At 29.2% G+C, this 24,862-nt stretch carries 25 protein-coding genes; 21 read left to right on the forward strand and 4 right to left on the reverse strand.

Annotation, left to right across the window (positions count from 1 at the left end):
• The first annotated feature begins 23 nt into the window (after positions 1–23).
• Positions 24–911 (forward strand): YitT family protein, encoded by an 888-nt coding sequence (locus B3086_RS15660; RefSeq protein WP_346847331.1) that lies wholly within the window; start codon positions 24–26, stop codon positions 909–911.
• An 82-nt stretch (positions 912–993) separates the two neighbouring features.
• Here the strand turns inward: B3086_RS15660 and B3086_RS15665 are convergent, their stop codons facing one another.
• Positions 994–1,533, reverse strand: a complete 540-nt coding sequence (locus tag B3086_RS15665) for a 50S ribosomal protein L25 (protein WP_035133935.1) — start codon at positions 1,531–1,533, stop codon at positions 994–996.
• Positions 1,534–1,807: 274 nt separating this feature from the next.
• Here B3086_RS15665 and B3086_RS15670 point away from each other — a divergent pair, with 274 nt between their 5' ends.
• The 3 genes from B3086_RS15670 to B3086_RS15680 all read left to right on the forward strand — a co-directional run bounded on the left by B3086_RS15670 (position 1,808) and on the right by B3086_RS15680 (position 5,166).
• A complete protein-coding gene (locus tag B3086_RS15670) occupies positions 1,808–2,152 on the forward strand; it encodes a PadR family transcriptional regulator (RefSeq protein WP_035133937.1) in 345 nt (114 codons plus the stop codon).
• On the forward strand, positions 2,140–3,453 hold the full coding sequence (locus tag B3086_RS15675; RefSeq protein ID WP_346847332.1) for an FtsW/RodA/SpoVE family cell cycle protein: 1,314 nt from the start codon (positions 2,140–2,142) through the stop codon (positions 3,451–3,453). The genes B3086_RS15670 and B3086_RS15675 overlap by 13 nt, the downstream gene beginning before the upstream one ends.
• A 402-nt stretch (positions 3,454–3,855) precedes the next feature.
• Entirely contained in the window at positions 3,856–5,166 is a 1,311-nt protein-coding gene (locus B3086_RS15680; protein ID WP_346847333.1) for a sodium-dependent transporter, read from the forward strand.
• A gap of 203 nt (positions 5,167–5,369) precedes the next feature.
• Here the strand turns inward: B3086_RS15680 and B3086_RS15685 are convergent, their stop codons facing one another.
• Positions 5,370–6,218 (reverse strand): patatin-like phospholipase family protein, encoded by an 849-nt coding sequence (locus tag B3086_RS15685; protein ID WP_035130106.1) that lies wholly within the window; start codon positions 6,216–6,218, stop codon positions 5,370–5,372.
• 231 nt (positions 6,219–6,449) lie between these two features.
• Here B3086_RS15685 and B3086_RS15690 point away from each other — a divergent pair, with 231 nt between their 5' ends.
• The 16 genes from B3086_RS15690 (at position 6,450) to B3086_RS15765 (ending at position 22,887) form a co-directional block, all read left to right on the forward strand.
• On the forward strand, positions 6,450–6,887 hold the full coding sequence (locus tag B3086_RS15690; protein ID WP_346847334.1) for a DUF523 domain-containing protein: 438 nt from the start codon (positions 6,450–6,452) through the stop codon (positions 6,885–6,887).
• A 78-nt stretch (positions 6,888–6,965) separates the two neighbouring features.
• Entirely contained in the window at positions 6,966–7,865 is a 900-nt protein-coding gene (locus tag B3086_RS15695) for an SPL family radical SAM protein (RefSeq protein ID WP_346847431.1), read from the forward strand.
• 134 nt (positions 7,866–7,999) lie between these two features.
• The gene (locus tag B3086_RS15700; protein ID WP_035130112.1) at positions 8,000–8,188 is read left to right on the forward strand and encodes a hypothetical protein; all 189 of its coding nucleotides are present in this window, start codon (positions 8,000–8,002) and stop codon (positions 8,186–8,188) included.
• Positions 8,189–8,224: 36 nt separating this feature from the next.
• Positions 8,225–8,836 carry a class I SAM-dependent methyltransferase gene (locus B3086_RS15705; RefSeq protein WP_346847335.1) on the forward strand — a complete coding sequence of 204 codons (612 nt, stop codon included), beginning with the start codon at positions 8,225–8,227 and terminating at the stop codon, positions 8,834–8,836.
• Between the two features lie 522 nt (positions 8,837–9,358).
• A complete protein-coding gene (locus B3086_RS15710) occupies positions 9,359–10,705 on the forward strand; it encodes a hypothetical protein (protein WP_346847336.1) in 1,347 nt (448 codons plus the stop codon).
• Between the two features lie 199 nt (positions 10,706–10,904).
• Positions 10,905–11,525, forward strand: a complete 621-nt coding sequence (locus tag B3086_RS15715) for a TetR/AcrR family transcriptional regulator (protein ID WP_346893882.1) — start codon at positions 10,905–10,907, stop codon at positions 11,523–11,525.
• 5 nt (positions 11,526–11,530) lie between these two features.
• The gene (locus B3086_RS15720; protein ID WP_346877255.1) at positions 11,531–12,769 is read left to right on the forward strand and encodes a cation:proton antiporter; all 1,239 of its coding nucleotides are present in this window, start codon (positions 11,531–11,533) and stop codon (positions 12,767–12,769) included.
• Positions 12,762–13,400: a GNAT family N-acetyltransferase gene (locus tag B3086_RS15725; protein ID WP_346877256.1), complete on the forward strand. Its 639-nt coding sequence runs from the start codon at positions 12,762–12,764 to the stop codon at positions 13,398–13,400. The genes B3086_RS15720 and B3086_RS15725 overlap by 8 nt, the downstream gene beginning before the upstream one ends.
• A gap of 221 nt (positions 13,401–13,621) precedes the next feature.
• Positions 13,622–15,577, forward strand: a complete 1,956-nt coding sequence (locus tag B3086_RS15730) for a translation factor GTPase family protein (protein ID WP_346893884.1) — start codon at positions 13,622–13,624, stop codon at positions 15,575–15,577.
• A 38-nt stretch (positions 15,578–15,615) separates the two neighbouring features.
• Positions 15,616–16,593, forward strand: coding sequence for a D-2-hydroxyacid dehydrogenase (locus B3086_RS15735; protein WP_346847341.1), 978 nt, complete (start codon positions 15,616–15,618; stop codon positions 16,591–16,593).
• Positions 16,594–16,654: 61 nt separating this feature from the next.
• Positions 16,655–17,851, forward strand: a complete 1,197-nt coding sequence (locus B3086_RS15740; RefSeq protein ID WP_346847342.1) for an alanyl-tRNA editing protein — start codon at positions 16,655–16,657, stop codon at positions 17,849–17,851.
• A gap of 151 nt (positions 17,852–18,002) precedes the next feature.
• On the forward strand, positions 18,003–18,455 hold the full coding sequence (locus B3086_RS15745) for a L,D-transpeptidase (protein WP_346847432.1): 453 nt from the start codon (positions 18,003–18,005) through the stop codon (positions 18,453–18,455).
• Positions 18,456–19,000: 545 nt separating this feature from the next.
• Positions 19,001–19,714 carry an ABC transporter ATP-binding protein gene (locus B3086_RS15750; protein WP_346847343.1) on the forward strand — a complete coding sequence of 238 codons (714 nt, stop codon included), beginning with the start codon at positions 19,001–19,003 and terminating at the stop codon, positions 19,712–19,714.
• Positions 19,707–21,353, forward strand: coding sequence for an ABC transporter permease (locus B3086_RS15755; protein ID WP_346893886.1), 1,647 nt, complete (start codon positions 19,707–19,709; stop codon positions 21,351–21,353). Before B3086_RS15750 ends, B3086_RS15755 begins: the two co-directional genes overlap by 8 nt.
• Positions 21,354–21,368: 15 nt before the next feature.
• A complete protein-coding gene (locus B3086_RS15760) occupies positions 21,369–21,755 on the forward strand; it encodes a GntR family transcriptional regulator (RefSeq protein WP_346893888.1) in 387 nt (128 codons plus the stop codon).
• A gap of 1 nt (position 21,756) precedes the next feature.
• Complete coding sequence (locus B3086_RS15765) at positions 21,757–22,887, forward strand: DUF5808 domain-containing protein (protein ID WP_346847346.1); 1,131 nt, start codon at positions 21,757–21,759, stop codon at positions 22,885–22,887.
• An 85-nt stretch (positions 22,888–22,972) separates the two neighbouring features.
• Here B3086_RS15765 and B3086_RS15770 read toward each other — a convergent pair whose 3' ends face one another.
• On the reverse strand, positions 22,973–23,455 hold the full coding sequence (locus B3086_RS15770; RefSeq protein WP_414632302.1) for a permease: 483 nt from the start codon (positions 23,453–23,455) through the stop codon (positions 22,973–22,975).
• A 53-nt stretch (positions 23,456–23,508) separates the two neighbouring features.
• Positions 23,509–23,994 carry a permease gene (locus B3086_RS15775; protein ID WP_346847348.1) on the reverse strand — a complete coding sequence of 162 codons (486 nt, stop codon included), beginning with the start codon at positions 23,992–23,994 and terminating at the stop codon, positions 23,509–23,511.
• 147 nt (positions 23,995–24,141) lie between these two features.
• On the opposite strand from B3086_RS15775, the gene B3086_RS15780 reads away from it, so the two are divergent.
• Positions 24,142–24,756, forward strand: coding sequence for a DUF488 domain-containing protein (locus B3086_RS15780; RefSeq protein ID WP_346879485.1), 615 nt, complete (start codon positions 24,142–24,144; stop codon positions 24,754–24,756).
• Positions 24,757–24,862 lie beyond the last annotated feature (106 nt).

Raw genomic sequence — 24,862 nt, forward strand, 5'->3', positions numbered from 1 at the left:
TTAGCTAAGACAAGGAGATTACAATGAGTAGTATATATGTAACTAAACAATTTATCTCTGATAGTAATATCAAAGAAAAACTAGGTCAAGTATCATTAATTCTTTTAGGAAGTTTAATTTATTCTTTAAGTGTAAATATGTTTATAGTTCCACATAAGTTTTTAAGTGGGGGAGTAGCTGGGATAGCATTACTTTTACAATATGTAACAGATATTCCTTCAGGGTATTTTACATTGTTTATCAATATACCTATATTTTGTTTTGGAATTAAGGTAATTAATAAGGAATTTGGGTTTTTAAGTTTTATTGGTATGATATCAATGTCCATATTTTTAATATTAACTGAAGATATAACTAGATTTATTAAAGTAGATGATTTATTAATATCATGCATAAGTGGAGGAGTTTTATGTGGTTTTGGTATGGCCATAATATTTTTAAATAAGGCTTCAGAAGGTGGAACGGATATAATAGCTATTGCTTTAAAGAAAAAGTATGGTGTTAATTTAGCTTCTATGACATTTATATTAAATGGAGTCATTGTTTTTACAGGGTTAATTTTAAATGATCTAACTATAACTATCTATACGTTAATATCTCTATTTATAAGAGCCTATATTCTAGATAACGCTATTACTATGACTAATGAGAGAAAATTAATTATAGTGATAAGTAATAATCCAGAGGAAATAAAAAATTCTATCTTGGAACTTTTGGGAAGAGGTGTTACCTTTCTTCATGGAGAAGGTGCTTTTACAGGAGAGAAAAAGAAAGTTATATATTCTATAATGAGTTCTAAACAAGTGGAAAAGGCCAAGAAAGCTATACTAGATATTGATGCTAATGCAGTGATATCCATAATGAATGTGAATGAAGCTCATGGAAAGGGATTTAAACAGTTATCTTTTTAAGACGTAATTTAAATAAATATAAGAAAAAAGTGCTAGTCTTTTATAAGATCAGCACTTTTTTAAATTTAAATTTCATTTTGCATTAGCCATTTACTACAGCTAAGATAGTGTCCTCAGGAGTAAGAAGGGTTACTTCACTTGGAATATTAATATCTTTAGCTAGTAGTTTATCATTAAATTGCATATTAGCTACATTAACTTCAATATATTCTGGAATCTTTTCTACATTTCCTTGAAAATCAAGATATGGTCTAAAGGTTTCTAAAACTAGTCTTTTAGATTCCAAATTTTCTTGACCTATATAATTTATAGGAATAGTTAGTTTAATTACTTCATTTGGTTTAACATATTGTAAATCAAAATGTATAATTTCGTGTAGATTGTTTTTTTGAATATCTTTAACTACACAGTTTAGAGTTTTTCCCTCTAAATCAATAGGTATGATAGAACCACTAAAACTGCCTTTTAACATTTTTAACAGTTCAGTTTTATTCATCTTAGCAGAGATAGGTTCTTCTAAAAATTCACCATAGATTACGCAAGGTACTTCTCCCAAATTTCTAAGCTTCTTTAAATTCTCCTTTGAGCTTCTTTCATATACTTTAAATGTTGTACTTTTCATAATAAATCCCTCACTTATTTTTAATAATTTTTTGTTGATTTATTAAGCTCAGTATATAAATGAATCTAAGCACTATTAATTACACACAGAGCTTATACAAAGCCCACATATGCATCAACCTCCTTAAATATACTTATACCATGATAACATATATTAAGGAAAAAGCAAAATTCATAAAATATTAGAATAGATAATACTTTACAATGTAAATATATACATATATAATTATACATAGATATACTATGTATAGTAAACCGAGGTAAGGGGTGGAATTATGAAAATAAATAAAGAACTTTTGAAAGGAAGCACGACAATACTTATATTAAGTCTACTTAATCGAAAAAATATGTACGGATATGAAATGATTAAGGAGATAGAAGAAAGGTCTAAGGGTATTTTCTCTTTTAAAGAGGGAACGCTATATCCTATTCTTCATAGTTTAGAAAATGAAAATTTTATAGAAGCTTACTGGGATGAAGGCGAAGGAAAGCGTAAGAGAAAATATTACAAGATAACGGAAAATGGTAACAAAATTCTCAAAGAAAAAGAAGCAGAATGGAAATTGTTTAGTTCTACAGTTAATGAAGTATTAGGGGAGGGAGATTTATGTCTACAGTAAACCATCCGAAGGTAGAAAAGTATATAGAAGAAGTATGTGGATTAGTTAAAAATAAAAGAGTTCATAAAAATATAAAAGAGGAACTTATAGATCACATAGAAGAGATTATACAAGAGTACAGAGATGTTGGAATAACGGAGGAGGAAGCTATAGATAAAGCTATTATGCAAATGGGTTCATACGAAGTTATAGGAAGGGATTTGAATATGGTTCATAAAGCATCTCCTGATTGGATGCTTTTAGGTATAACCGCTATATTTATATTAGTTAGCATATTTACTTTAGGCTTCATTCAGAAGAATAATGCATTGACACACAGTTCATATGCTAATTTTTTAGGTAAGACTATAATTTATGCATCAGGAGGAATTATATTAACAGCAGTTTTACTTAAAATTGATTATAGAAAATTAAAAAAGTACTCTAAATATGTTTATAGTGGAGTAATAATTCTGTTAATATCCCAAATCTTTATAAATACAGGCTATATAAATGGAGAAATTGGCTGGATAGTTATTGGGCCAATTAGTTTTAATGCTTTTAATATAGCACCTTTTTTTCTAATCATTGCTTTAGCTGGAATGCTTGATAAGTGGAATTGGAATGAGATTAAAAGTATATTAAAAGGGATTTTTATTGCTTTTGTACCAATAATATTTTTTATTATTGGAAATGCTTCAGTTAGCATTATTATATATGCCATATCAGCTATTACTTTGATGATTATATCAGGTGTGAAATTAAAACATATTATAACTTCCTTTGGAGCTATGGGGGTTATCTTTTTATCTTGTATGGTTAGTGAACCTTACAGAATAAAAAGATTTCATGTGCTTTTTAATCCTTCATTAGATGTAGATGGAATGGGATGGATTTATAATCAACTAGTTAAATTAAGGGAATCGGCGGGATTGTTTGGACAGGGAGCAAATTTTATACCAAATATGTTGCCAGAAATTCATACAGACTTTATATTTACCTATATAGTTTATTCTTTTGGATGGATTGCTGGAATAATACTAATTTCTTTAATTTTAGCATTCATAATAAGAATGGGTATAATAGGAAAAAGTACTAAAGAAACCTATGGTAAATTACTAGTAAGTGGATTTTGTGCATTATTTATAGTGCAGTTTTTACTAAGTATTTCTGTTAGCTTGACATTAGCACCTACAGTTTCAGTAAGCATGCCATTTATTAGTTATGGTGGAAGCCAACTTTTAATTAATATTTTAGCTATAGGTTTAGTATCTAATGTATGCAAGTGGAGAAATACGCCATATGATGCAGAAGTTAATTAGGTTTTTAATAAAATAAAAATTATGATTTACTATTATTATATAATAAAAGTATTAAGAAAATTTGTTGACATACATATATAATGATGGTAGTATTTAATAAAATATAACACTTAGGAGAATTAAAATGAGTAGAGAAATTAACTTTAAATCAACAAAAGTTAATATGGCATATTATCTTAGCTATTATAGATAGGGTTTGTATTTATAAACAATTATAGATGCAAGCCAGTTTAACAAATTTGGTTTGTGTCTATGATGGTTAGGAAGATTTGCTATACTCAAATGTTTAGTGATTAGACCACATAGATATATCTATGTGGTTTTTATATTTGATGCCTTCTTATTTAAACCACATGGAATCAATCTATGTGGTTTTATTTATTTTAGGAAGGAGATTAGAACATGAAAAACAGAGAGAACTTTACAAGTAGAGCAGGATTTGTGATATCTTGTATTGGAGCAGCAGTAGGACTTGGAAATATATGGATGTTTCCTTACAGGTTAGGTCAAAATGGGGGAGCTGTATTTTTAATACCATACTTTATTTTTGTACTTATACTAGGATCAACAGGGTTAATTACAGAGTTTGCCTTTGGAAGAGGTGCTGAGGGAGGAGCTTTAACAGGAATTAAAAAAGGATTTAAGAATAAAGGTTTAAAGGGAGGAACTCTCTTTGGATTTATACCAGCCATAGGACTTGCAGGAGTGTTTATGTTTTATAATGTGGTAGTAGGTTGGATAATTAAGTATTTAGGACTTAGCCTTAGTGGAAATATAAAAAATATTGATATACCTAAGTACTTTGAAAGTTTTGCAGGAAGCACCCAAACTATACCATGGAATTTACTAGCAATAGTACTAGCCTTGATAATTGTATGTATGGGTATATCTAAGGGAATTGAAAAAATAAATAAAATTATAATGCCTATACTTTTTGGAATTTTTATATTGTTAGCTATTAGATCATTAACTTTACCTGGAGCTATAGATGGGGTGAAGTACCTATTAACACCACAATGGTCATACCTATTTAAAATAAATACATGGGTAATGGCACTTGGTCAAGCCTTCTTCACAGTATCTTTAAATGGATGCGGAATGGTGGTATATGGTAGTTACATAGAGAAGGATTTAGACATTCCAAGGTCTGCAGTGAGTACTGCTGTACTTGATACTATTGCGGCATTATTAGCATCCTTTGTTATTATGCCAGCAGTATTTGCCTTTGGCTTAGATCCAGCAGCAGGTCCACCTCTATTATTTATAACAATACCAACTATATTTAAAGCTATCCCTGGTGGACAAATACTTATGATACTATTCTTTTTAAGTGTATTATTTGCAGCAATTAGTTCTTCAATAAATATGCTAGAAGGGCCAGTAGAATCTTTTATGGCACAAACAAAATTAAGCAGAAAAACAGCTACTATTTTAATAGCTGTAGTGTCATTTGTATTATCAATACCTTTAAATTTAAATATGAATTTGTTTAGCAACTTTGCAGATGTAATTACTATAGTAATATCACCATTAGCTGCACTGTTAGTATTTATAGTATTTTACTTTATGTACAACAAAGAACAGGTGTTAGAAGAAATAAATAGAGGTGCTAAGAGAAAGTTAGGAAATAAATTTTTTATGTTTTCAAAATATGGGTTTACCCTTATAACAGTATTGGTAATAATACTAGGAATAATTTATGGTGGGATATAAGTCTGTTTATACTAATTTTAGATGTGGATTTTCCTATTTTAAAGAGGGTAATAACTATATATTCTAAATAGTAAATTCTCTGAAACCCGCATGAACAGAAGAACTAGTTAACTATTTTCATAGTTAACTAGTTTTATATATTAATATTTATATAGTTTTATAGGTTTATAGGTAAATATTTAAATAGTTTTATTAATATACTTTTATGAAATGCTAAAGAATTTTTTTATTTCATCAATTCTTTCTAAAGCTATATTATATCCGTGGTTATAGGCGTGTTTAATTTTATTAAGATCTTTTTCAAAGCTATCAATACCATCTTCTGCAGTAGGTCTTAAAATTATAGCTTTGCCATCTCTTTCAAGTTGTTCACAATACTTAACTCTATCATTGTAAAGCTCATGACGTGTAAGAAGAGGCTTTACTAAATTAGGATATTTCTTTTTTAAAACTTTAGCAGCAAAAATATTGCCTTTACCTAATTCTTTAATATACCCCTTAGGTCTAGTTAGAATAATTAGATGCTTTTCATTTCCATCTTCCATGGCTTTTAATACAGGAATAGGATCACAGATGCCTCCATCAAAATATTCATTATCATTAATTATAGCTGGAGGAAAGAAAAGAGGTATAGCACAACTAGCTCTTAACATATTGCATTTTTCATCTAAATCTTTACCATTTAAATATTCGGTAACTCCAGTTTTAGCATTAGTCACACCAACTAAAATTTTACCTTCATAGCTTTTAAAGGTATCCATATCAAAAGGATAAATCTTATTAGGTAACTCATCAAAAGCAAAATCTAAACCAAATAAGCTTTTACATTTAAAAAAGTTTCTAAAGCCTATATATCTTTTATCATGTCTATGGTTAATTAGAATATCATAGTTTCTTTTCTTTTGTTTTGATATATATGAAAAGCCGTTGGTAATACCTGCTGAAACGCCAATGCAATAAGGAAACATAATATCATTATCTAAAAGGGCATCCATTATACCAGCGCTAAAAATAGGTCTAAAGGTTCCACCTTCAAGAATTAAACTACTCATGATGTCAACTCCTTAAAATTAAATTTGTTAGATTGTTTTCTTACATAATTAAATTAAGATATTATTTTAATTATGATTCTTTAGAATAAACTCCATATTTTATTATACCTATATCTCCATAGAAAGTTAAGATATATTAATTTGAAAATAAGCTATGATATAATTATATCTATAAATTACTAATAGGTATTGTAGTATAAGTTATAGATAAAAAACAAAGGAGGACTATATATGTATTTAGTAAGTTCATGTTTAGCAGGAGTCAATTGTAGATATAATGGAAGTAATAGTGAGAATAAATATGTAGCCGAATTAGTAAAAGCAGGAAAAGCTATAGCGATATGTCCAGAACAATTAGCTGGTTTGCCCACTCCAAGGGCGTGTTGTGAGATTTTTATAGATGAAAATTCTAATAAAAGAGTAATTAGTAAGGACGGTATAGATTTAACCGAAAGTTTTTTAAAGGGAGCAGAGAAAACTTTAGGAATTATTAAAGCTGCTGGTATAAAGAAGGCAATACTACAGTCTAGAAGTCCTTCATGTGGGTACGGTATGGTATATGATGGAACATTTTCAGGAAAACTAATAGAAGGCAATGGATTAGTAGCAGAATTATTAATGAAAAATGGGATTGAAGTCTATACAGAAAATGATTTAGATAAAATATAATGTTATTATTTTAATTATTGATATGAAAGGTATGAAGATAAACTTTATTTTAAAAGTTTATATTTAAGTTAGGGGGTGATTAGCATAGAATACATAAAAGCAAAAAAATTAATATCTCAATATATACCTAATAATTCATGGTTTGATATCAATTATAATATGAATATCTATAAAGGATGTTGCCATGGATGTATTTATTGTGACTCCAGAAGTGAATGTTATCAAATAGAAGATTTTGATAGAGTTAGAGCAAAAGAAAAAGCTGTAGAAGCTATAGGAAAAGAACTTAAAGGGAAAAGGAAAAAAGGTGTAATAGGAACAGGCGCTATGAGTGATCCTTACAATCCATTTGAAAAAGAATATGAGCTAACAAGGGAAGCTTTGAAGGAGATTACTAGGTATAATTTTGGAGTTTCCATTGCCACCAAGAGCCCTTTAATTACTAGAGATATTGATATATTAAAGGAGATTTCAAGGCGCTCTCCTGTGTTAATAAAAATAACTGTAACTACCTTTGATGATGATTTATGTAAAAGGATAGAACCTAATGTGGCACCTAGTAGCCAAAGGTTTAAGGCTATAAAACAGCTTAGTGATAGTGGGATATATACAGGAATATTGCTTATGCCAATTCTTCCTTTTATTAATGATTCAGAAGATAATATAAGAAATATAGTTAGAGAAGCTCATAATTCAGGAGCTAAATTTATATTTGCTTATGGAATGGGGCTTACCCTTAGAGGGAATCAAAGGGCCTATTACTATGAACAATTAAGTAGACTATTTCAAAGGGAGAACTTAGTTAGAAAATATATTCATACCTATGGTGATAGATATGAATGTGAATCTTCTAATGGAAAGAAGCTTTGGAAGACCTTCACTGAAGAATGTAATAAATATGGAATTATATACAAAATGAAGGATATAATCAAGGATTATAGAAAGAATTATGAAGAGGAACAGCTGAGCTTATTTTAAGACTATTAAGATAAAATATTAGATTTACCTTACTTAATCTATGTTTCAATATATGATAAAATGTATATAGTATTTAATTAAAAGGGGGAAATGGTTTGTCTTATGTATGTTAAGGCAAAATCTATATAGTTAAAATGAAGGATATTAAATCAATATTCTATTGGATAATAGGATTTTTACTTGCGGATGGCTTTAGATATTTACTTAGGGATGTAGATATTCCAGAGATTTTTAAATGGGCATTAGGAATAGTTATAATTCTTGGAGGCTATATCCTTATAAATAAATTATTTATAAAAGATAGAAGCAAAGAAGAAATATAAACTAAAGGAAAAAATTTATTTTAAGGGGATGAAGATATGCACTTTGATGAGGAGTCAAAAAAATGGGATACAGAATGTAGGGTTCAAAGAGCAAAGAAAATTAGTACTGAAATAGAAAACTATTTGGATAAAGATAACAATTTAAGAGCCTTAGAATTTGGATGTGGTACAGGGCTTATATCAGAAAATTTAACTCATAGATTTTCTGATATATTGATGATGGATTTATCTGAAGGAATGATAGAACAGTTAAAATTAAAAATAGAAAAAAACAAAATAAAAAATATGAAAACTTGGTGTGGGGATTTATTTCAATTTAACGATAATAAAAAGTTTGATGTGATTTATACATCTATGGTTTTTCACCATATAGAAGATCTACCAAAGGTAATAAAGAAGCTATATGATTTGCTAAATAAAGAGGGCAAATTAATAGTTGTAGATCTATGTCCTGATAATGGTGGTTTCCATGATGAAGTACAGGATTTTAGTGGACATAATGGATTTAAGCTTACAGAAATGGAAGGCTTAATAGAAGAAGCTGGGCTTGAAGTCATAGGTTCAAAAATATTTTATTCAGGAATGAAGAAAAGTGAAGGTAAGGAGCAACCATATCAGTTATTTAGTATGTGTGGTATAAGAAAGTAAATATATGTTACGAAGTTTTCTCAATTATAGATTAGATTTTAGAGTATATGCAATATTTCTTTTCTGTTGAAACTACATTATTATTTATTGACTTAATTTCAAATATTTGCTATAGTGATTTTATCAAATATAGGAGGTACAACAATGAAATTGTGTAATTGCTAATTAATTTTCATAATTGAAAATTGATGAAAGAAAGAATAAAATGCCTAATCATTAGGTTTTTTTGTGTACTTCTTTTAAATTGGCAATTAAAAGACATACCTCTTATAGAACTAAAATTGTATTTATGTTTTATATAGACGTTAAGTTTATTAGGACAGGAGCTATAGTAATTGGAGATTGTATATATTTATTTTTATTGCATTAAATATATAGTTCTTATTAGATAAACTTATTTAAGTATAAAATTGATTACAGATTTTTAGGCTACAAGAAAGCAGTGCTTTTTTGTAGCCTTTTGTTTTATATTTAATAAATCAATGGTTAGGCCTCAAAACTTATTTTAAGGAGGCTATATCAATGGATAAAACATTGAAGTTTGCACATGAAGAAGATGTAATTTGTGCAATGGAGTTAGTTTATGAACATGAAATCAGAAATATGTTAATTTCAAATATATTTGGGTTAAATAAAGCCTTATCATTTATTAATTTTGCTTGTATTAATGATACTGATAATGTAATTACAATAGGCTCACATTTAGAGATTACCACATTACTAATATCATATATCTATGCACCACAAAAGTTAGTGACACAGATTTCAGATATAAGTTGTGGTATTGATAATGGAGTATTTAAAAATATCAATGAACTTTTATCAGGTTATAAATATACAGAAATTATTAGCTCTAATTTTGATATAGGACTTGTAGAATATGAGAAGGAATCTTTTGACGTAGCAATTTTGGGTTTTGCTAATTTAATTAATATCTCAGAAGAAGTACAGATAAACAGGTTTAGTCTTGAAACTGGAATAGAATATGAGATGTTTGAAAGGTTATTAGCAAAGTCCAGTAAGTTGTTAAAAAAAGATGGAAGATTAGTAGTACTTACGAAACCAGGATGGATATTAAAGTTATGGAGTTTAATTCATGACCTTGGTTTACAATTAGAATATGATAGCTATAGTCTATACGTTGATAGTAATAGACATCCTAATGGATTTATTTGGTTAAGGTTCATTAAAAGAGATATAAATTTTAATCTGGAATTGCATAAGAGGAATATACTATCTTTAATGCATGATAACAACATTGATAGACTGTATGCTCATAGGAATAATTTAATATTTCCATATGTGGAGCTCTCCTATAGTAATTCTGAAGCCTATGTTAAATTAAATCAGAATTTAGAGTATATGCAATATTTCTTTTCCGTTGAAACTACAGCAAATCTAGCGGAATTGTGTGAAGGATATACAGCATGTCTAGTTACTCCATCCGTAGCACAGTATGCATATAAGATAAATAAAAACATAGTCCTTTTTGAACGAGATAACAGATTTAGAGAAAATGGTGGTCTAAAATTTGTAAAATTTGATTTGAATATTGGTTTAACAAAATTTTTACAGAATAAATATTTAAAAAAATTTGATAGAGTTATATGTGATCCACCATTCGATATCAAATTGGATGTTTTAGCAAATGATATTGTTGAATTGTTAAAGCAAGATAGAAAAAGTGTTGCTTATATAATATTTCCTAATAACAGAAAGAGTAGTTTAATCAATGCTATGAAGGTTAGAGGGTTATTATTAGAAGAGGAAACTCAAAAAATAAGTATAGAGTATTCTAGGCCACCTAAGATAGTTAGGGTTAATGGTAAAGATGCCATTCAATTATATAAGTTTATTTATGTAATTTAAAACATTTTTATGGAAGATGGAGCAGTTAAGGTTAAAAATAGATAAGAATAAATGTCTATTAATAATTATCAGTAAATTTAAACTTAAAATTTAATTGAAGGTCTTTAAAAAATTTAATAATTTATATTATTGACCACGTGGTTTGTTTTTGATAATATATAATAGACCGTGTGGTCAATATTTATATTTGGAGGGTATTATGAATCAAAAAGAGAAAAGTCAGATAAGTAAAGATAAAATATTAAATGCTGCCATAGCGGAGTTTGGAACAAAGACATATGAAAATGCTTCGCTGAATAATATATGCAACGATAACAAAATTTCAAAGGGACTTATCTATCACTATTTTAAAAATAAAGATGAGTTATTTTTAAAATGTGTTAAGGTTTGCTTTGATGAGCTTGTAGATTATCTTAGTAAAGAAGAATTTGACCAATTGGATTTTCAGAAGTACATGCAAAATTATTTTGATTTAAGGTATCGTTTTTTTAAAGAGAATAATTATTACAGTCATATATTCTTTCATGCAATTTTACAACCACCTGTACATTTGAAAGAACAAGTCAAAGACTTAAGAGCTAATTTTGACACACTTAATATAAGTCACTATCGCATGGCCTTAAGTAATGTAACACTACGAGATAATATTACAGAAGAAGAAGCAATGGAATACTTCTTTGTTTTTCAAGAAATGTTCAATGGTTATTTTCAAAGTAAAGCTTATGAAAATCTGGACTTTAATTCACTAATAGAAATGCACCAACTGAAACTGTCAAAAATACTAAATATTATGCTTTATGGTATTTCAAAGGAGGAGTAGAAATAATGATATTATTAATTTTAAGGATTTTAGTGGCAATTGCAATTGCTTTTATTGTAGGTAAGCTTGTTTCAAAGATAAAGTTGCCTGCTATTCTAGGATGGTTACTTACAGGTATGATACTTGGACCACATGCATTTGGAGTTGTAAATGATGCAGTTTTAAATGCTCATTGGTATGAACCAATTATGCATATTTTAGAATGTGTAGTGGGACTTTTAATAGGCACGGAGCTTGTTTGGAAGAAAATTAAAAAATCGGGCAAGCAAATTATCATAACAACATTAACCCAATCATTAGGAACATTTTTTGTTGTGAGCTTGGTATTTGGGGTTGTATTTTATTTTGTAGGATTTCCTATTTATCTTGCATTTATATTTGGAGGTATTGCTCTTGCAACTGCACCAGCACCAGCACTTTCTATTGTGCGTGAGTTTAAAACAGACGGACCTGTAACTAAAACATTAATTCCTATGGCAGCCCTTGACGATATGGTAGGAGTAATTGTATTTTTTTCAACTATTTCTATTATATCTGCCAATCTATCTGAGCAAAAACTACCGGCTTATATGATATTACTTGTAGTTTTATTACCAATTATTATTGGGATTGTTGTAGGATTGCTTGCAGGAGTTGTACTGAAAAGAGAACGTTCAACAAAAGTAACTGTATTGCTACTGAGTGCAACCATACTAATATCAGCAGGTGTTGGTTTTATATTTAATGATTTAGTTTTACCAAAGCCTGTACTTAACTTTATGCTTATTGGTATGGCTTTCTCAGCAACGTTTTCTAATATGATTTCAGAAGAACGTCTAGAGCGGATTATGAACTCATTTAATCCTATTCTTGGTATTTCTATGATTGTAGTTATCTTAAATCTGGGAACACCGCTTGACTATCATCTGATTTTAGGTGCCGGACTATTTACTGCAATTTATATCATCTCAAGAGCTGTAGGTAAATATGGTGGAGCATTATTCGGAGCTGTTATAACAGATTCACCAGAAACCGTAAAAAAATATTTAGGACTCACATTGCTTCCTCATTCAGGTGTATCTCTCGTATTTACAGGTATAGCTGTTTCTGTTCTATCAGGACCAGCACCAGAATACGCTAAGGTCATCCAAGGAACAATTGCGGCGGCAGCGGTTATTAACGAGGTTATCGCAGTTATAGCATCTAAAAAGGCTTTTGAGTGGGCAGGAGAATTTAATAAAAAAGAGGAAATTAGCAATGAATGAGATAATATATAGAGAAATCAAAAAAGATGATTATGAAACCGTTAAATCTATAATAAATGAGAGTTTTGGACTTTATAGGTATATTGATAATGAAAAGGTATTAAAAAATCTTTTAAAATTATACTTACAAAGCTGTTTAGCAGAGAAAACCTTTAGCTGTGTTGCAGAAAAAGACGGAAATATTGTTGGTGTGATTTTAGGAAAGTCTAAAAATGATTATAAAATATTGACTCATTTAAAAAATATTTTAGGAGTAGTATTGTATAATTCAATAACGACATTAAAAGCTATACAATATAAAAGTAATATAAGTGATTATAGAAATATGCATCACATTTATCATAAGCTTCTTGCTGGTAGAGAGGCGGAGTTTGATGGAGTATTGACACTATTTGCCGTTACAGAAGACTGTAGAGGATTGGGTGTAGGTAAGAAACTACTTTCAAATCTTTGTGATTATTTACGAAATCACAACACAAAACATATTTATTTATACACAGACTCAACCTGTAATTATGGTTTTTATGATAGTCAAGGGTTTGAACGTTTAGCTGAAAAAAGTTTTGAAACAACCTGTGAGAGTAAACTTGTTACAATGAATGTTTTTTTATATGGATACAAAGTTGAATAAATAAATTAAGCCACTTAATATGAAGAAATTCAAATTGAGTGGTTTTTTGTAATAGGGATTTTAATTATTATAACAATATTAGATTGTTATAATATATCTACTAGTAAAAAGTTATTTATATAAATAAAGTTTTAGGGGAAGTTGCATTTATAACTGAAACATAAAAGAATATTGTGGTAAAATAAATCTAATGATATTGTACAATAAAGGGGAAGTTTATAGTGAAAAAAACCATAGGAATTTTTGCTCATGTTGATGCAGGTAAAACTACATTTTCTGAGCAATTACTTTATCATACAAAGAGTATAAAAACTAGAGGAAGAGTTGACCACAAAGAAGCTTTTCTAGATAGTCATAATATAGAAAGAGAAAGGGGTATTACAGTTTTTTCTGATATTGGAATTTTTAATTATGAAGATTCAGAATATTATTTAATAGATACTCCAGGACATATAGATTTTTCGCCAGAGATGGAGAGAGCTATGGGGGTTCTAGATTATGCTATCCTTTTAATAAGTGCAGTAGAGGGAGTGCAAGGTCACACAGAGACAGTATGGCAGCTACTAAGAAAAAATAATATACCTACTTTTATATTTATAAATAAAACAGATAGAGAAGGTGCTGACTTACAAAAGGTTATCCATGAGATAAGAAATAACTTAAGTAGTGAAGTTTGTTTAGTTGAAGAAGATTTATATAATTTAAGTAATGAAAATATAGAATTTATAGCTGAAAGAAATGAGGAATTACTGGAAACCTATCTAGGTAAAGGCTATGACAACTACTTATGGGTAGATAAATTAAAGGAGCTTATTAAGTCAGAAAAAATGTTTATAGTTTTAAAAGGGTCAGCTTTATTAGATGAAGGTGTAAAAGAGTTTTTAGAGAACTTTAATAGTCTTAGTTATACTAACTATGAAGAGATAAAAGATAATAAATGCTTCAAAGGTAGAGTATTCAAGATTAAATATGATGAAAAAGGTAATAGAATTACCTTTATAAAAGCATTACAGGGTGAGTTAAAGGTAAAGGATGAAATTATATATAGTACAAATGGAGAAGAGATAAGAGAAAAAATAAATGAAATTAGAAGTTATAATGGAAATAAATTTGAGAGTAAAGATAAAATTGTTTCAGGTGAAATTTTTGGAATTATAGGCATAAGCTCTTTAAGAGCTGGTATGGGCATAGGAGTTTTAGATTTAAATGAGTTTTTTATGATTCCAACCTTAAGAGCAAAGGTAGAGTTTGATAAAAGTATAAACCCTAGAGAAGTGTTAGGATGCTTTAAAATTTTAGAAAGTGAAGAAAATAGTCTGAATGTAGTGTGGAGCGAGGAGTTACAAGAGCTTCATATTAGTATAATGGGAAAAATACAACTAGAAGTCTTAAAGGAAATATTAAAAGATAGATTTAACTTATTAGTGGATTTTGGAACCCCAGAAATATTATATAAGGAAACCATGGAAGGGGAAGTGGACGGCTTTGGACATTTTGAGCCTCTTCGTCACTATGCAGAGGTTTATTTAAAGTTAAAAGAAGGGCCTAGAGGATCAGGGATTACTTTTAAAAATAAATGTCACAGTGATTTTTTAACTACAGGAAATCAAAATCTTATAAGAACTCACATATTTGAAAGAGATCACAAGGGAATACTTACAGGAAGTACAATTACAGATATAGAAATAACCCTTATGAATGGAAGAGCACATTTAAAGCATACTGAAGGTGGAGATTTTAGAGAAGCAACTAAAAGAGCCCTTAGACAAGGATTAGAAAGTGCTAAAAATCTATTACTAGAACCCTATTACAAATTTAAAATAGATGTAGAGATAAACTTAATGGGTAGAGTTATCAGTGATATTCAAAAAATGAGTGGTAGCATTAATGAGCCTAAAAGTTATGGAGAAAGAGTTATAATTGAAGGAAGAGGTCCTGTAGCTACCTTTATGAATTATGCTTTGGACTTTCAAGCATTCACAAAGGGTAAGGGCAGCTTAAGTCTAGTATTTCATGGGTATGATATATGTCATAATCCAGAAGAGGTTATAGAAGCTAAAAGCTATAACAAGGACGTAGATCCTGAATACACATCATCTTCAATTTTTTGTGCTAAGGGTTTAGGTTATGCAGTTCCTTGGTATGAAGTTAAGGAACATATTCATTGTCTTAAATAAATATTATTAGAAATTTAATATATTAGGAGTGATTAATTATGGAAAAAGAAATTAATGTAGTTGTGTTAATGCCTATGGACGATAGCCATAAAATTGATTTAATGTCAGTGGCACCTGGATCTAATTTTATATTTACTTCAGCTAAAGAGATAAATAGGGAGACTCTTCAAGATGCTCACATAATTATAGGTAATCCTCCATTAGATATGGTTAAAGGATGTAAAAACTTAAAGTGGTTACAACTTGATAGTGCAGGAGCTGATTTATTTGTAAAAGAAGGGGTGCTTCCAAGGGGAGTAAAACTAACTAATTCAACTGGAGCCTATGGACTCGCTATATCAGAACATATGATAGGTGTACTACTTTCTATATATAAAAAGTTATACCTTTATAGGGATAATCAAAATAATAGTCTTTGGAAGAATGAGGGTGAAGTTAAATCTATTTGTGAATGTACTGCTTTAGTTATTGGACTTGGTGATATTGGAGGAGACTTTGCCAAGAGAATAAAAGCTCTAGGTGGATATACTATAGGAGTAAGAAGAAGTGATACTAATAAACCTGAATATTTAGATGAATTATATCTTATGGATAAGGTTGATGAGTTATTGCCTAAAGCAGATGTGGTAGCATTAAGTTTACCAGAAACTAAGGAAACCTATAAATTATTCTCTAAAGATAAAATTTCTAAGATGAAAAAGGATTCTGTACTTATAAATGTAGGTAGAGGTACAGCTATAGATACTGAAGCACTTTGTGATGCTTTAGAAAGTGGGAAACTTTTAGGAGCAGCTTTAGATGTGACAGACCCTGAGCCATTGCCAAAGGATCATAGGATTTGGGGAATAAAAAATGCAATAATTACACCTCATGTTTCTGGAAATTATAATCTAAAGGAAACCCATCATCGTATAGTTAAAATTGCTGTTAATAATTTAGAACGCTTTATAAAGGGAGAGGAACTCAGGAATGTAGTTAACTTATCTACAGGATATAGAGATTTAAAGACAAAGTAATATTTAAATTAAGGCTAAAGTTAGAACTTTAGTTATACATTGGTTAAAGGAGAGAGATACAATGGAGAAGCTTTATTATAAAGATCAATATATTAAAGAATTTGTAGCTGAATTAGAGAAGGTAGAAGAGAAAGATGGGAAGTTTCATGTGGTTTTAGATAAAACAGCTTTTTTCCCAGGAGGTGGAGGTCAATTTTGTGATCTAGGATTTATAGAAAATGAACCAGTAATAGATGTTTACGAAGAAGAAGGAATTATATATCATGTTCTTAATAAAAAGCCTATAAAGCTTCATAAATTAAAGTGCTCTATAGATTGGGAAAGAAGAAGGGATGGCATGGATCAACACCTCGGACAGCACGTTTTATCAGGGTGTTTTTATAAAATATTTAATGCAAATACAGTGGGTTTTCATATGGGAAGAGAAATATGTACTGTAGATATAGAGGGAATATTAGAAGAAGAAAAGATAAGAGAAGCTGAAAAGGCTGCAAATCTAATTATAGGAGATGATCTTCAAGTAGAATTTTTAGTGCCAGATAAAAAAGAGTTAAAGAAGATGGGATTAAGAAGAGCATTACCTAATACTAATGAAGAAATAAGAGTTGTTAAGATTTCAGATTTAGATATTAATGCATGTTGTGGAGTACATCCAAAGTCAACCTTAGAACTAAGAATGATTAAGGTAAGAAGATGGGAAAAACATAAAGGAGCAACGAGAATAGAATATGTAGCAGGGAAAAGAGCAATAGAAGATTCCTTTAGAAAAGATAAATTTACTACAAGGGTATGTAGATATTTAAATGCCAGTGAAGATGAGGCTATAAATGGCATAAAAAATATGAACGAAAATCTTAAAGCTGCTCTAGATAAAAATAAAAAGCTAAGTGAAGAAGTGGCTGCTTATGAAGTAAAGGACATGGTTGAAAAAGGGGAGAAAGTAGAAAATATAACTATAGTTAAAAAAGTTTATGATAATGAAGATATTAAATATGTAAATAAGGTAACTTCAAAGATTATTGAAAATAACAATACTATAGCATTAATGGCAATTAAAAATGGAGAAAGAGCAAACCTTATCTTTGCAGCATCAAAGGATTTTAAAGGAATATCTATGAATGAACTATTAAAAGATGCAATCACTTTAATTGATGGTAAAGGTGGAGGAAGTAGTCATCAAGCTCAAGGTGGTGGAAAGAATAATAACAACTTAGAGGGAGCTTTAGATTATGCTATAAATAAGATAAAAGGTAAATAGTATAAAATAGAAATTAGAATTAATGTTAATTCGCATTGGCATTTTATAATTGAGTACATAATATATGATTATATAGTATTATGGTGGAGTAATTATGAAATATGTAAAAGGTACATTAAGTTTAGTTAAATGTAAAGTAAACTCTATAAGAATGAGAATACAGGGGGTATATAGGAGTGACTATAATACAACAGCTACACAACTAGTAAATTCAAAAGAATTGAAAAGTGATACTGAATATTTAATATATGTAGAGCTTAATAAATTTAGGACTAATGTATTTAAAAAGAAGGGTAATCAGTGGTCTTTAGTAAAGTCTTATATATGTTCAATAGGAAAATCATCTACACCAACTATAAAAGGTACCTTTAAGGTCGGTATAAAAGGACCATACTTTGGAGTAGAGCATGGTTATAAATGCTATTATTATACACAAATCAAGGGAAATTACCTTTTTCATTCTATAATATATAATTTAAATGGAACAGTGAGAGATGGAAGATTAGGAATGAGGATTTCTGATGGATGTATAAGGCTTGCAAAGGAAAATGCAAAATGGATATATGATAATGTTCCAAAGGGAAGCACTATTTATATAGAATAGGTTAGGCATCTTCAAAAAATAAATAAGTCAGAATGATCGTCTATTTTATATTATCTGATGACTACCCGATCTAATACTCACATCTACTTCAAAGTGAGAGACGCCCCTAGCTAACGATTTCCCCTAAAGGACAACGAATTCTAAGTATCGAAAATACTGATACTAGGAGTTCAGTTAATAAGCTTCAGTGGGAGTAAAAACCCCCTCTGAAGCAAAGAAATCTGTTTATACTGCGTCAACAGAATGCTTAGATAGTGCTACTATATGCGGAACTTATTTCCTTGTCTAACTCAAAATATACTGCGCATCTTTGACTTATTATTTATTTTTAGATGCCTTAATTAAAAGGGATTTTCACAAAATGAACTAAATCTTATATAAATGCGAAGCACTTTATAAAGATTAGCAATATTTTGTGAAAGCCCTTTTTTATTTAGAAAAACTATTAAAAGTAAGTTATGAAAAGATCTATTAGGCACTTGAATATTTGTTACATCTGTTATATATTATATATAACAGATATAACAAATAAGGTGGTATGTAAAATGTTAAAGATAAATAATTTTTCAAAGTCTTATAGTGGTAGTAAAAAAGCTGTAGATAGTATATCTCTTGAAGTGAAACCAGGAGATATATTTGGATTTATTGGTCATAATGGTGCTGGAAAAACTACTACCATTAAAGCTGCAGTAGGAATTTTAGATTTTGAAGAAGGAGAAATTTTAATAAATGGTAATTCTATAAAGACTAGTCCAATAGAGTGTAAGAAGGATATAGCATATATTCCGGATAACCCGGATTTATATGATTCATTAACAGGTATACAATATTTGAATTTCATAGGAGATATTTTTAAGGTATCAAAGGAAGAAAGGGAGACACTTATAAAAAAGTATAGTGAAGCCTTTGAACTTACAAAATCTCTAGGAGATCTAATTTCATCCTATTCTCATGGGATGAAGCAAAAGTTAGCCCTTATATCAGCACTTATTCATAAGCCTAAATTACTAATTCTAGATGAACCTTTTGTTGGACTTGATCCTAAAGCAGCACATATTTTAAAAGGATTCATGAGAGAATTATGTAATGAAGGGGGAGCTATATTTTTCTCTACCCACGTACTGGAAGTTGCTGAAAAATTATGTGATAAGATAGCTATCATTAAAGGTGGAAAGATAGTAGCTTCAGGAGACACCAATAAAGTTAAAGGTGATGGTAGTCTAGAAGAAATATTTATGGAGTTGATTGACAATGAGTAATTTAAAAGTTCTATTAAAAAATAACATTAGGAATACTTGGGGAATAAATAAATTCCTAAAGGAAGAATCAAAGAGTGAAAAAGTAAAAAACATATCCATATTTTTAGCAATACTACTAGGCATATTTTCTATAGGTATGTTAATTGTAATGTATTCCTTGGCTATAGTAGAGCAATTGGGTCAGTATGGATATTTAAGTCTTATTTTGATGAGTGCAATGCTTCTTAGTACTATGTTTTCATTGTTTACATCTGTATACAAGGCTCAGGGTGTTCTTTTTTCATCAAGGGATTTTGAAACCTTAATGAGTTTACCTATAAAACCAGGTATAATCTTAGCTAGTAAGATGATTGAATTATTATTATTGAATTATTTATTTGTAGCACTAGTAACAATTCCACCAGCTATAGTTTATTTTATGAAATCAGGTACAAGTATTATATTTTTTATTTATTTATTCATAGGAATAATTTTTATTCCGCTTATACCTATAGTTATGGCAGCTATTATAGCCTTTGCTCTTAGCTATGTATCTTCAAGAATGAAACGTAAAACTTTAATTTTAAATATAGGAACCTTGATAGTTGTAGTTGTAGTAATGATAGGTTCATTTAAAATGGATAAGATTATAAATATAGTTATAGAGAACAGTACATCTATAATCCAAGGGATAAAAACTATTTATCCACCTTCTTATTACTTTACGGATGCTTTAGCTAATTTAAGCTTATTATCTATGACAAAATTTATTTTATGGTCTATAATTCCTTTCATAATATTTTTAATAATCTTTGCTAAAAGCTTTAAGTCAATAAATTTAAGGTTAGGAGAAACTTTTAAAAGATCTAATTATAAATTAACATCCTTAAAAACAAATACTTTAAGGGGAGCCTTAATAAAGAAAGAATTTAAGAGATATTTTTCATCTTCTGTATATGTTACAAATACAATAATAGGTATAGTTTTAGTAACGGTAGCAGCTGTATCATCTCTAGTTATGGGAGGAGATTTTCTCATAGATCAGATGGCACAATCTAGTGATTCAGACCTTCAGGTACTAGCACCACTATTAAAACAGGTAATGCAATTTGCACCACTTATAATATTATCCTTTGGTATAGGATTAACTTGCACTACAGGTTCATCTATATCAATTGAAGGAAGAAATTTGTGGATTTTAAAATCATCTCCACTAGAAGTTAAAGATATATTCATTGGTAAGATAGGAGTTAATATTCTTTTACTAATACCAACTATAGTAGTGGATTCAATTATGTTTGCCATAGCCTTTAAGTTAACCCTAATAAATTTTATGTGGACTATATTAATTCCTACACTATTAGCTATTTTAGTATCAGTTGGGGGCCTTTTGATTAACTTGTTTTTCCCTAAGTTAGACTGGACTTCAGAAGTACAGGTTGTAAAGCAAAGTTTAAGTTCTATGATAAGTATTCTTATGGGAGCAGTGCTTGTAGTTGTAGTGATTTTTATAACTATTGGAATTAACAAGGTATTTGCGATTACAAATATAAATTTATATCTAGGGGTTATAGCATTACTACTAGTACTTTTGATATTATTAGTATGTACAATATTGAAAACTAAGGGAGAAAAGTTGTTTAATAAACTAAGGAGTTAAATAGGAGATGAGATTTTGATTTTAAAAATAGACTTTGACTCAGATATACCTATATATGTCCAGATAAAGAATCAGGTAGTTGAAGGTATAGCAAGAGGGGAACTAGAAGAAGGCGAAGAACTTCCATCCGTTAGAGGGTTAGCTGATGATATTGGAGTGAATATGCATACAGTTAATAAAGCATATTCACTTTTAAAGGATGAAGGTTATATTAAAATAGATAGAAGAAAAGGAGCTTTTGTATCTCGTAGCTTAAAAAGCTCTAATGAGGAGTTTAGAGAAAGTTTAAATTATGAACTAGAGTATTATATGGCTGAATGCTTTAATAGAGGCATAAGTAAAGAAGATATAAAGAGCTATATTGACGCTATTTTTAGTGGATTTAAGAAGGAGGATAGCTAATATGGATAAATGGTTATTCTTAGTATTTATGAATTTTATGTTATTATTTATATTTTTAACTAGTTTTTTTGTGAACAAAACATCTAATAGTGGCATTTTCTTTGGAGTGAGATTTCCTAAGGAATATCAAGAAGAAAAGGAGCTAAAAGATATAGAAAAATCTTATAGAATAATTATTTCAATCATATTTTTTATTATGCTTTTAGGAGTAAATATTTTATTCTTTAATCTTGATAACTATAGTGAAAATACTTTAGGATTTATAATGGCAATACTTATTATAGGTAGTTTAATAATAAGCTTTATAGTATATATTCCATATTATAAAAAGGTTAAAACCTTAAAAAAGCATAGAGACTGGACTTATACTAAAAGAAATGTAGTAGTGGTAGAGACTACTCTAAGAAAGCCTAAAAAGGATGAAAAGATAAAACCTATAGACTCAAAATGGTTTTTATTATTATTTATCTTTCCTTTAGTAAGTATTTTAGTAACTATGTATAGATATGATGCATTACCTAAGGTGATGGAGATTCCTTATACTAGCTTTGGGGTGTTTAAAAAGGAGACTTTAAGAGGTCATTTTATAATATATCAATTTCCAATTGTTCAAATTTTTTTAACAGCATTATTATATGGAATAAACAAAGTGATTATTAATTCTAAGGTGGATTTAAATAGTGGAAGTATTGAGAAGGCCATTATTCGAAAGAGGAAGTTTAAAAAAATAGGGTCAATATTAATGATGGTAATGATACTACAAATGCTTATTATGTTTTCGTTAATTCAAGCATCTATATTATTTAACTTTGATCCTATGATAATTAACTATGTATTTATGGTAATTTTCATGATAACTATGATTATATTTATCATTATTTTTATCAAAATTGGTCAAGGTGGAAGAAATATCGAAACAAAAGGTGAAAAAGATGAGTTATATAAAGATGATGATGATAAATGGATACTAGGAAGCATTTATTATAATAAAAATGATCCAGCTTGGATGGTAGAGAAAAGATTGGGTGTAGGTTGGACAGTAAACTTTGCTCATCCAAAGTCTTGGATAGCTGTGGGAGGACTTATAGTATTTATAATAAGTAATATAATTATGTCTATATTGCTTATTTGATTGTATTGTGTATAAAAATTAAATCAGAATTAAAGGAGTTACTAAAACCTTAGTTGACTTAGTAACTCCTTAATTTTTATACTTCTTAAGTATCATAACGTAAATATAGATTATCTATATCTTCTTTTTTCATAAGCCCTTCAACTAAATAACCCATTATGATGACTCCAGGTATATCAATTACTAATCTAGATAGGGTAAAGGCATAACCTATAGCGGAAATTTCGAAGAGTAATGTAGAAATTTTAGTAACACACCAAGCATTCATAAAAATAATAATATTACTAAATTTAACTCCTTTTTTTAAAAGCACTGCAGTAAAAGGAAATGCAGCATACATGGGGCCAGCAGCTATAGAGCCAATAAGAATAGCAATTAAAACACCAGTAAATCCGGAGTTCTTCCCCATATATTTCATTAATACTTCTTTTGGAACCCACACATCAATAAGGCCAAGAAGAATCATAATAGGTGGAAGTACAGATAACATCTGAATAAAGCTAGATTGAGCATTAATAAAGCTTTTAGTTCCTAAGTCCCAATTAAAGACGAATACTAAGATAAGTATTAATAAACTTAAAAGGAAAAAGGAATACCTTTTTAGAAAGTTAAGTAGTCTAATCAAAATAAAGTCACCACCTTTCCAATAAAGAAAGCTACTACAAAGGAAAAGACAAAGGCTATAAAATTTCTAAGAAAGGCAGCTTTTTTACCTATATATTTTGACTCTAAGCTATATGTCATGATACCAACCATGGTTAGAGTAGAAATTAAAGCTCCCACTTGTGGATAACCCGCTCCACTTTCAAGTAGTGTATTACCTAATGAAAAGGCTACAAAAGTTGGCATCATAGTTATGGAACCAGTAATAGAAGAAATAATAACTCCTAAAAACCCAGAATTAGAACCCATTAATTTTGATATGGTAGCTGCATCTACTATAGCAAGGAGAATTCCTACAGTGATAATGATACCTAAAAATTGAGGCATTATGTTTTCAAAGGATTTAAGGGAAATTTTTAGAGCCTTAATAGTTTTCTTCTTATCTTTGATTAAAGAAATAAGAAGTAGCACTAAAGCTAAAGTGTATAGAATAACACCTGTCATAACATCACTTCCAATAACTCTATAAAATCATATTATGCTCATAAATTTGTGAGGTTACATAATTATAGTATAATAAGTATTATCAAGGGTATGAAAAGAGAGGAGTGATGAATAATATAGATTATACTAATAAAGGAAGAAAAGATTATGAAAATATTTACAATAGGACATTCTAATTATACTGTAGAGAAGTTAATTCATATGCTAAGACATTATAACATTGACTGTGTAGTAGATATTAGAGGAACTCCTTATTCAAAGTATAATATTCAATTTGACAAGGAAACAATAAGGGAAACTTTGAAGAAGGAAGGCTTTATTTATATCTATATGGCTAAAGAGTTAGCTGCTAAGAGAGAAAATAGGATATCCTATTATGATGAAGGGTATTCAGATTTCGAGAAGGTAGTATATGAAGAGGATTTTATAAAAGGTATTCAAAGGCTAAAGGATGGCTGTGAAAAAGGATATAGAATAGCATTATTAGGTGCGATGCAAGATCCTATAAGATGTCATAGAAGCATCTTAGTGGGAAGAGCTTTAAGAGATCATGGATTCACTGTAGGACATATATTAGACGATTATTCTCTAGCTTCTCAGGAAGATATGGAAAGAAATCTATTAGATAAATATTTTAGTGATAGAGATCAAGTTACTATAGATACTATCCTTGGAACTGCACCTACAGAGAAAGAATTAATAGAAGAAGGATATCGATTAGCCAATAAAGAAATCGGATATCGGATTGAGCATTTAAAATAAAAGGATATCTATAAAATAATTCAAGTCCAGGCGTAAGTAATCTTTATTTTAATTACTTATACTTGGACTTATTATTATTGATGAATAATTTGAATGTATTCATTTG

Origin of the sequence: Clostridium sp. UBA871 (assembly GCF_002295255.1) — a bacterium.
Classification (GTDB): domain Bacteria; phylum Bacillota; class Clostridia; order Clostridiales; family Clostridiaceae; genus Clostridium_J; species Clostridium_J sulfidigenes.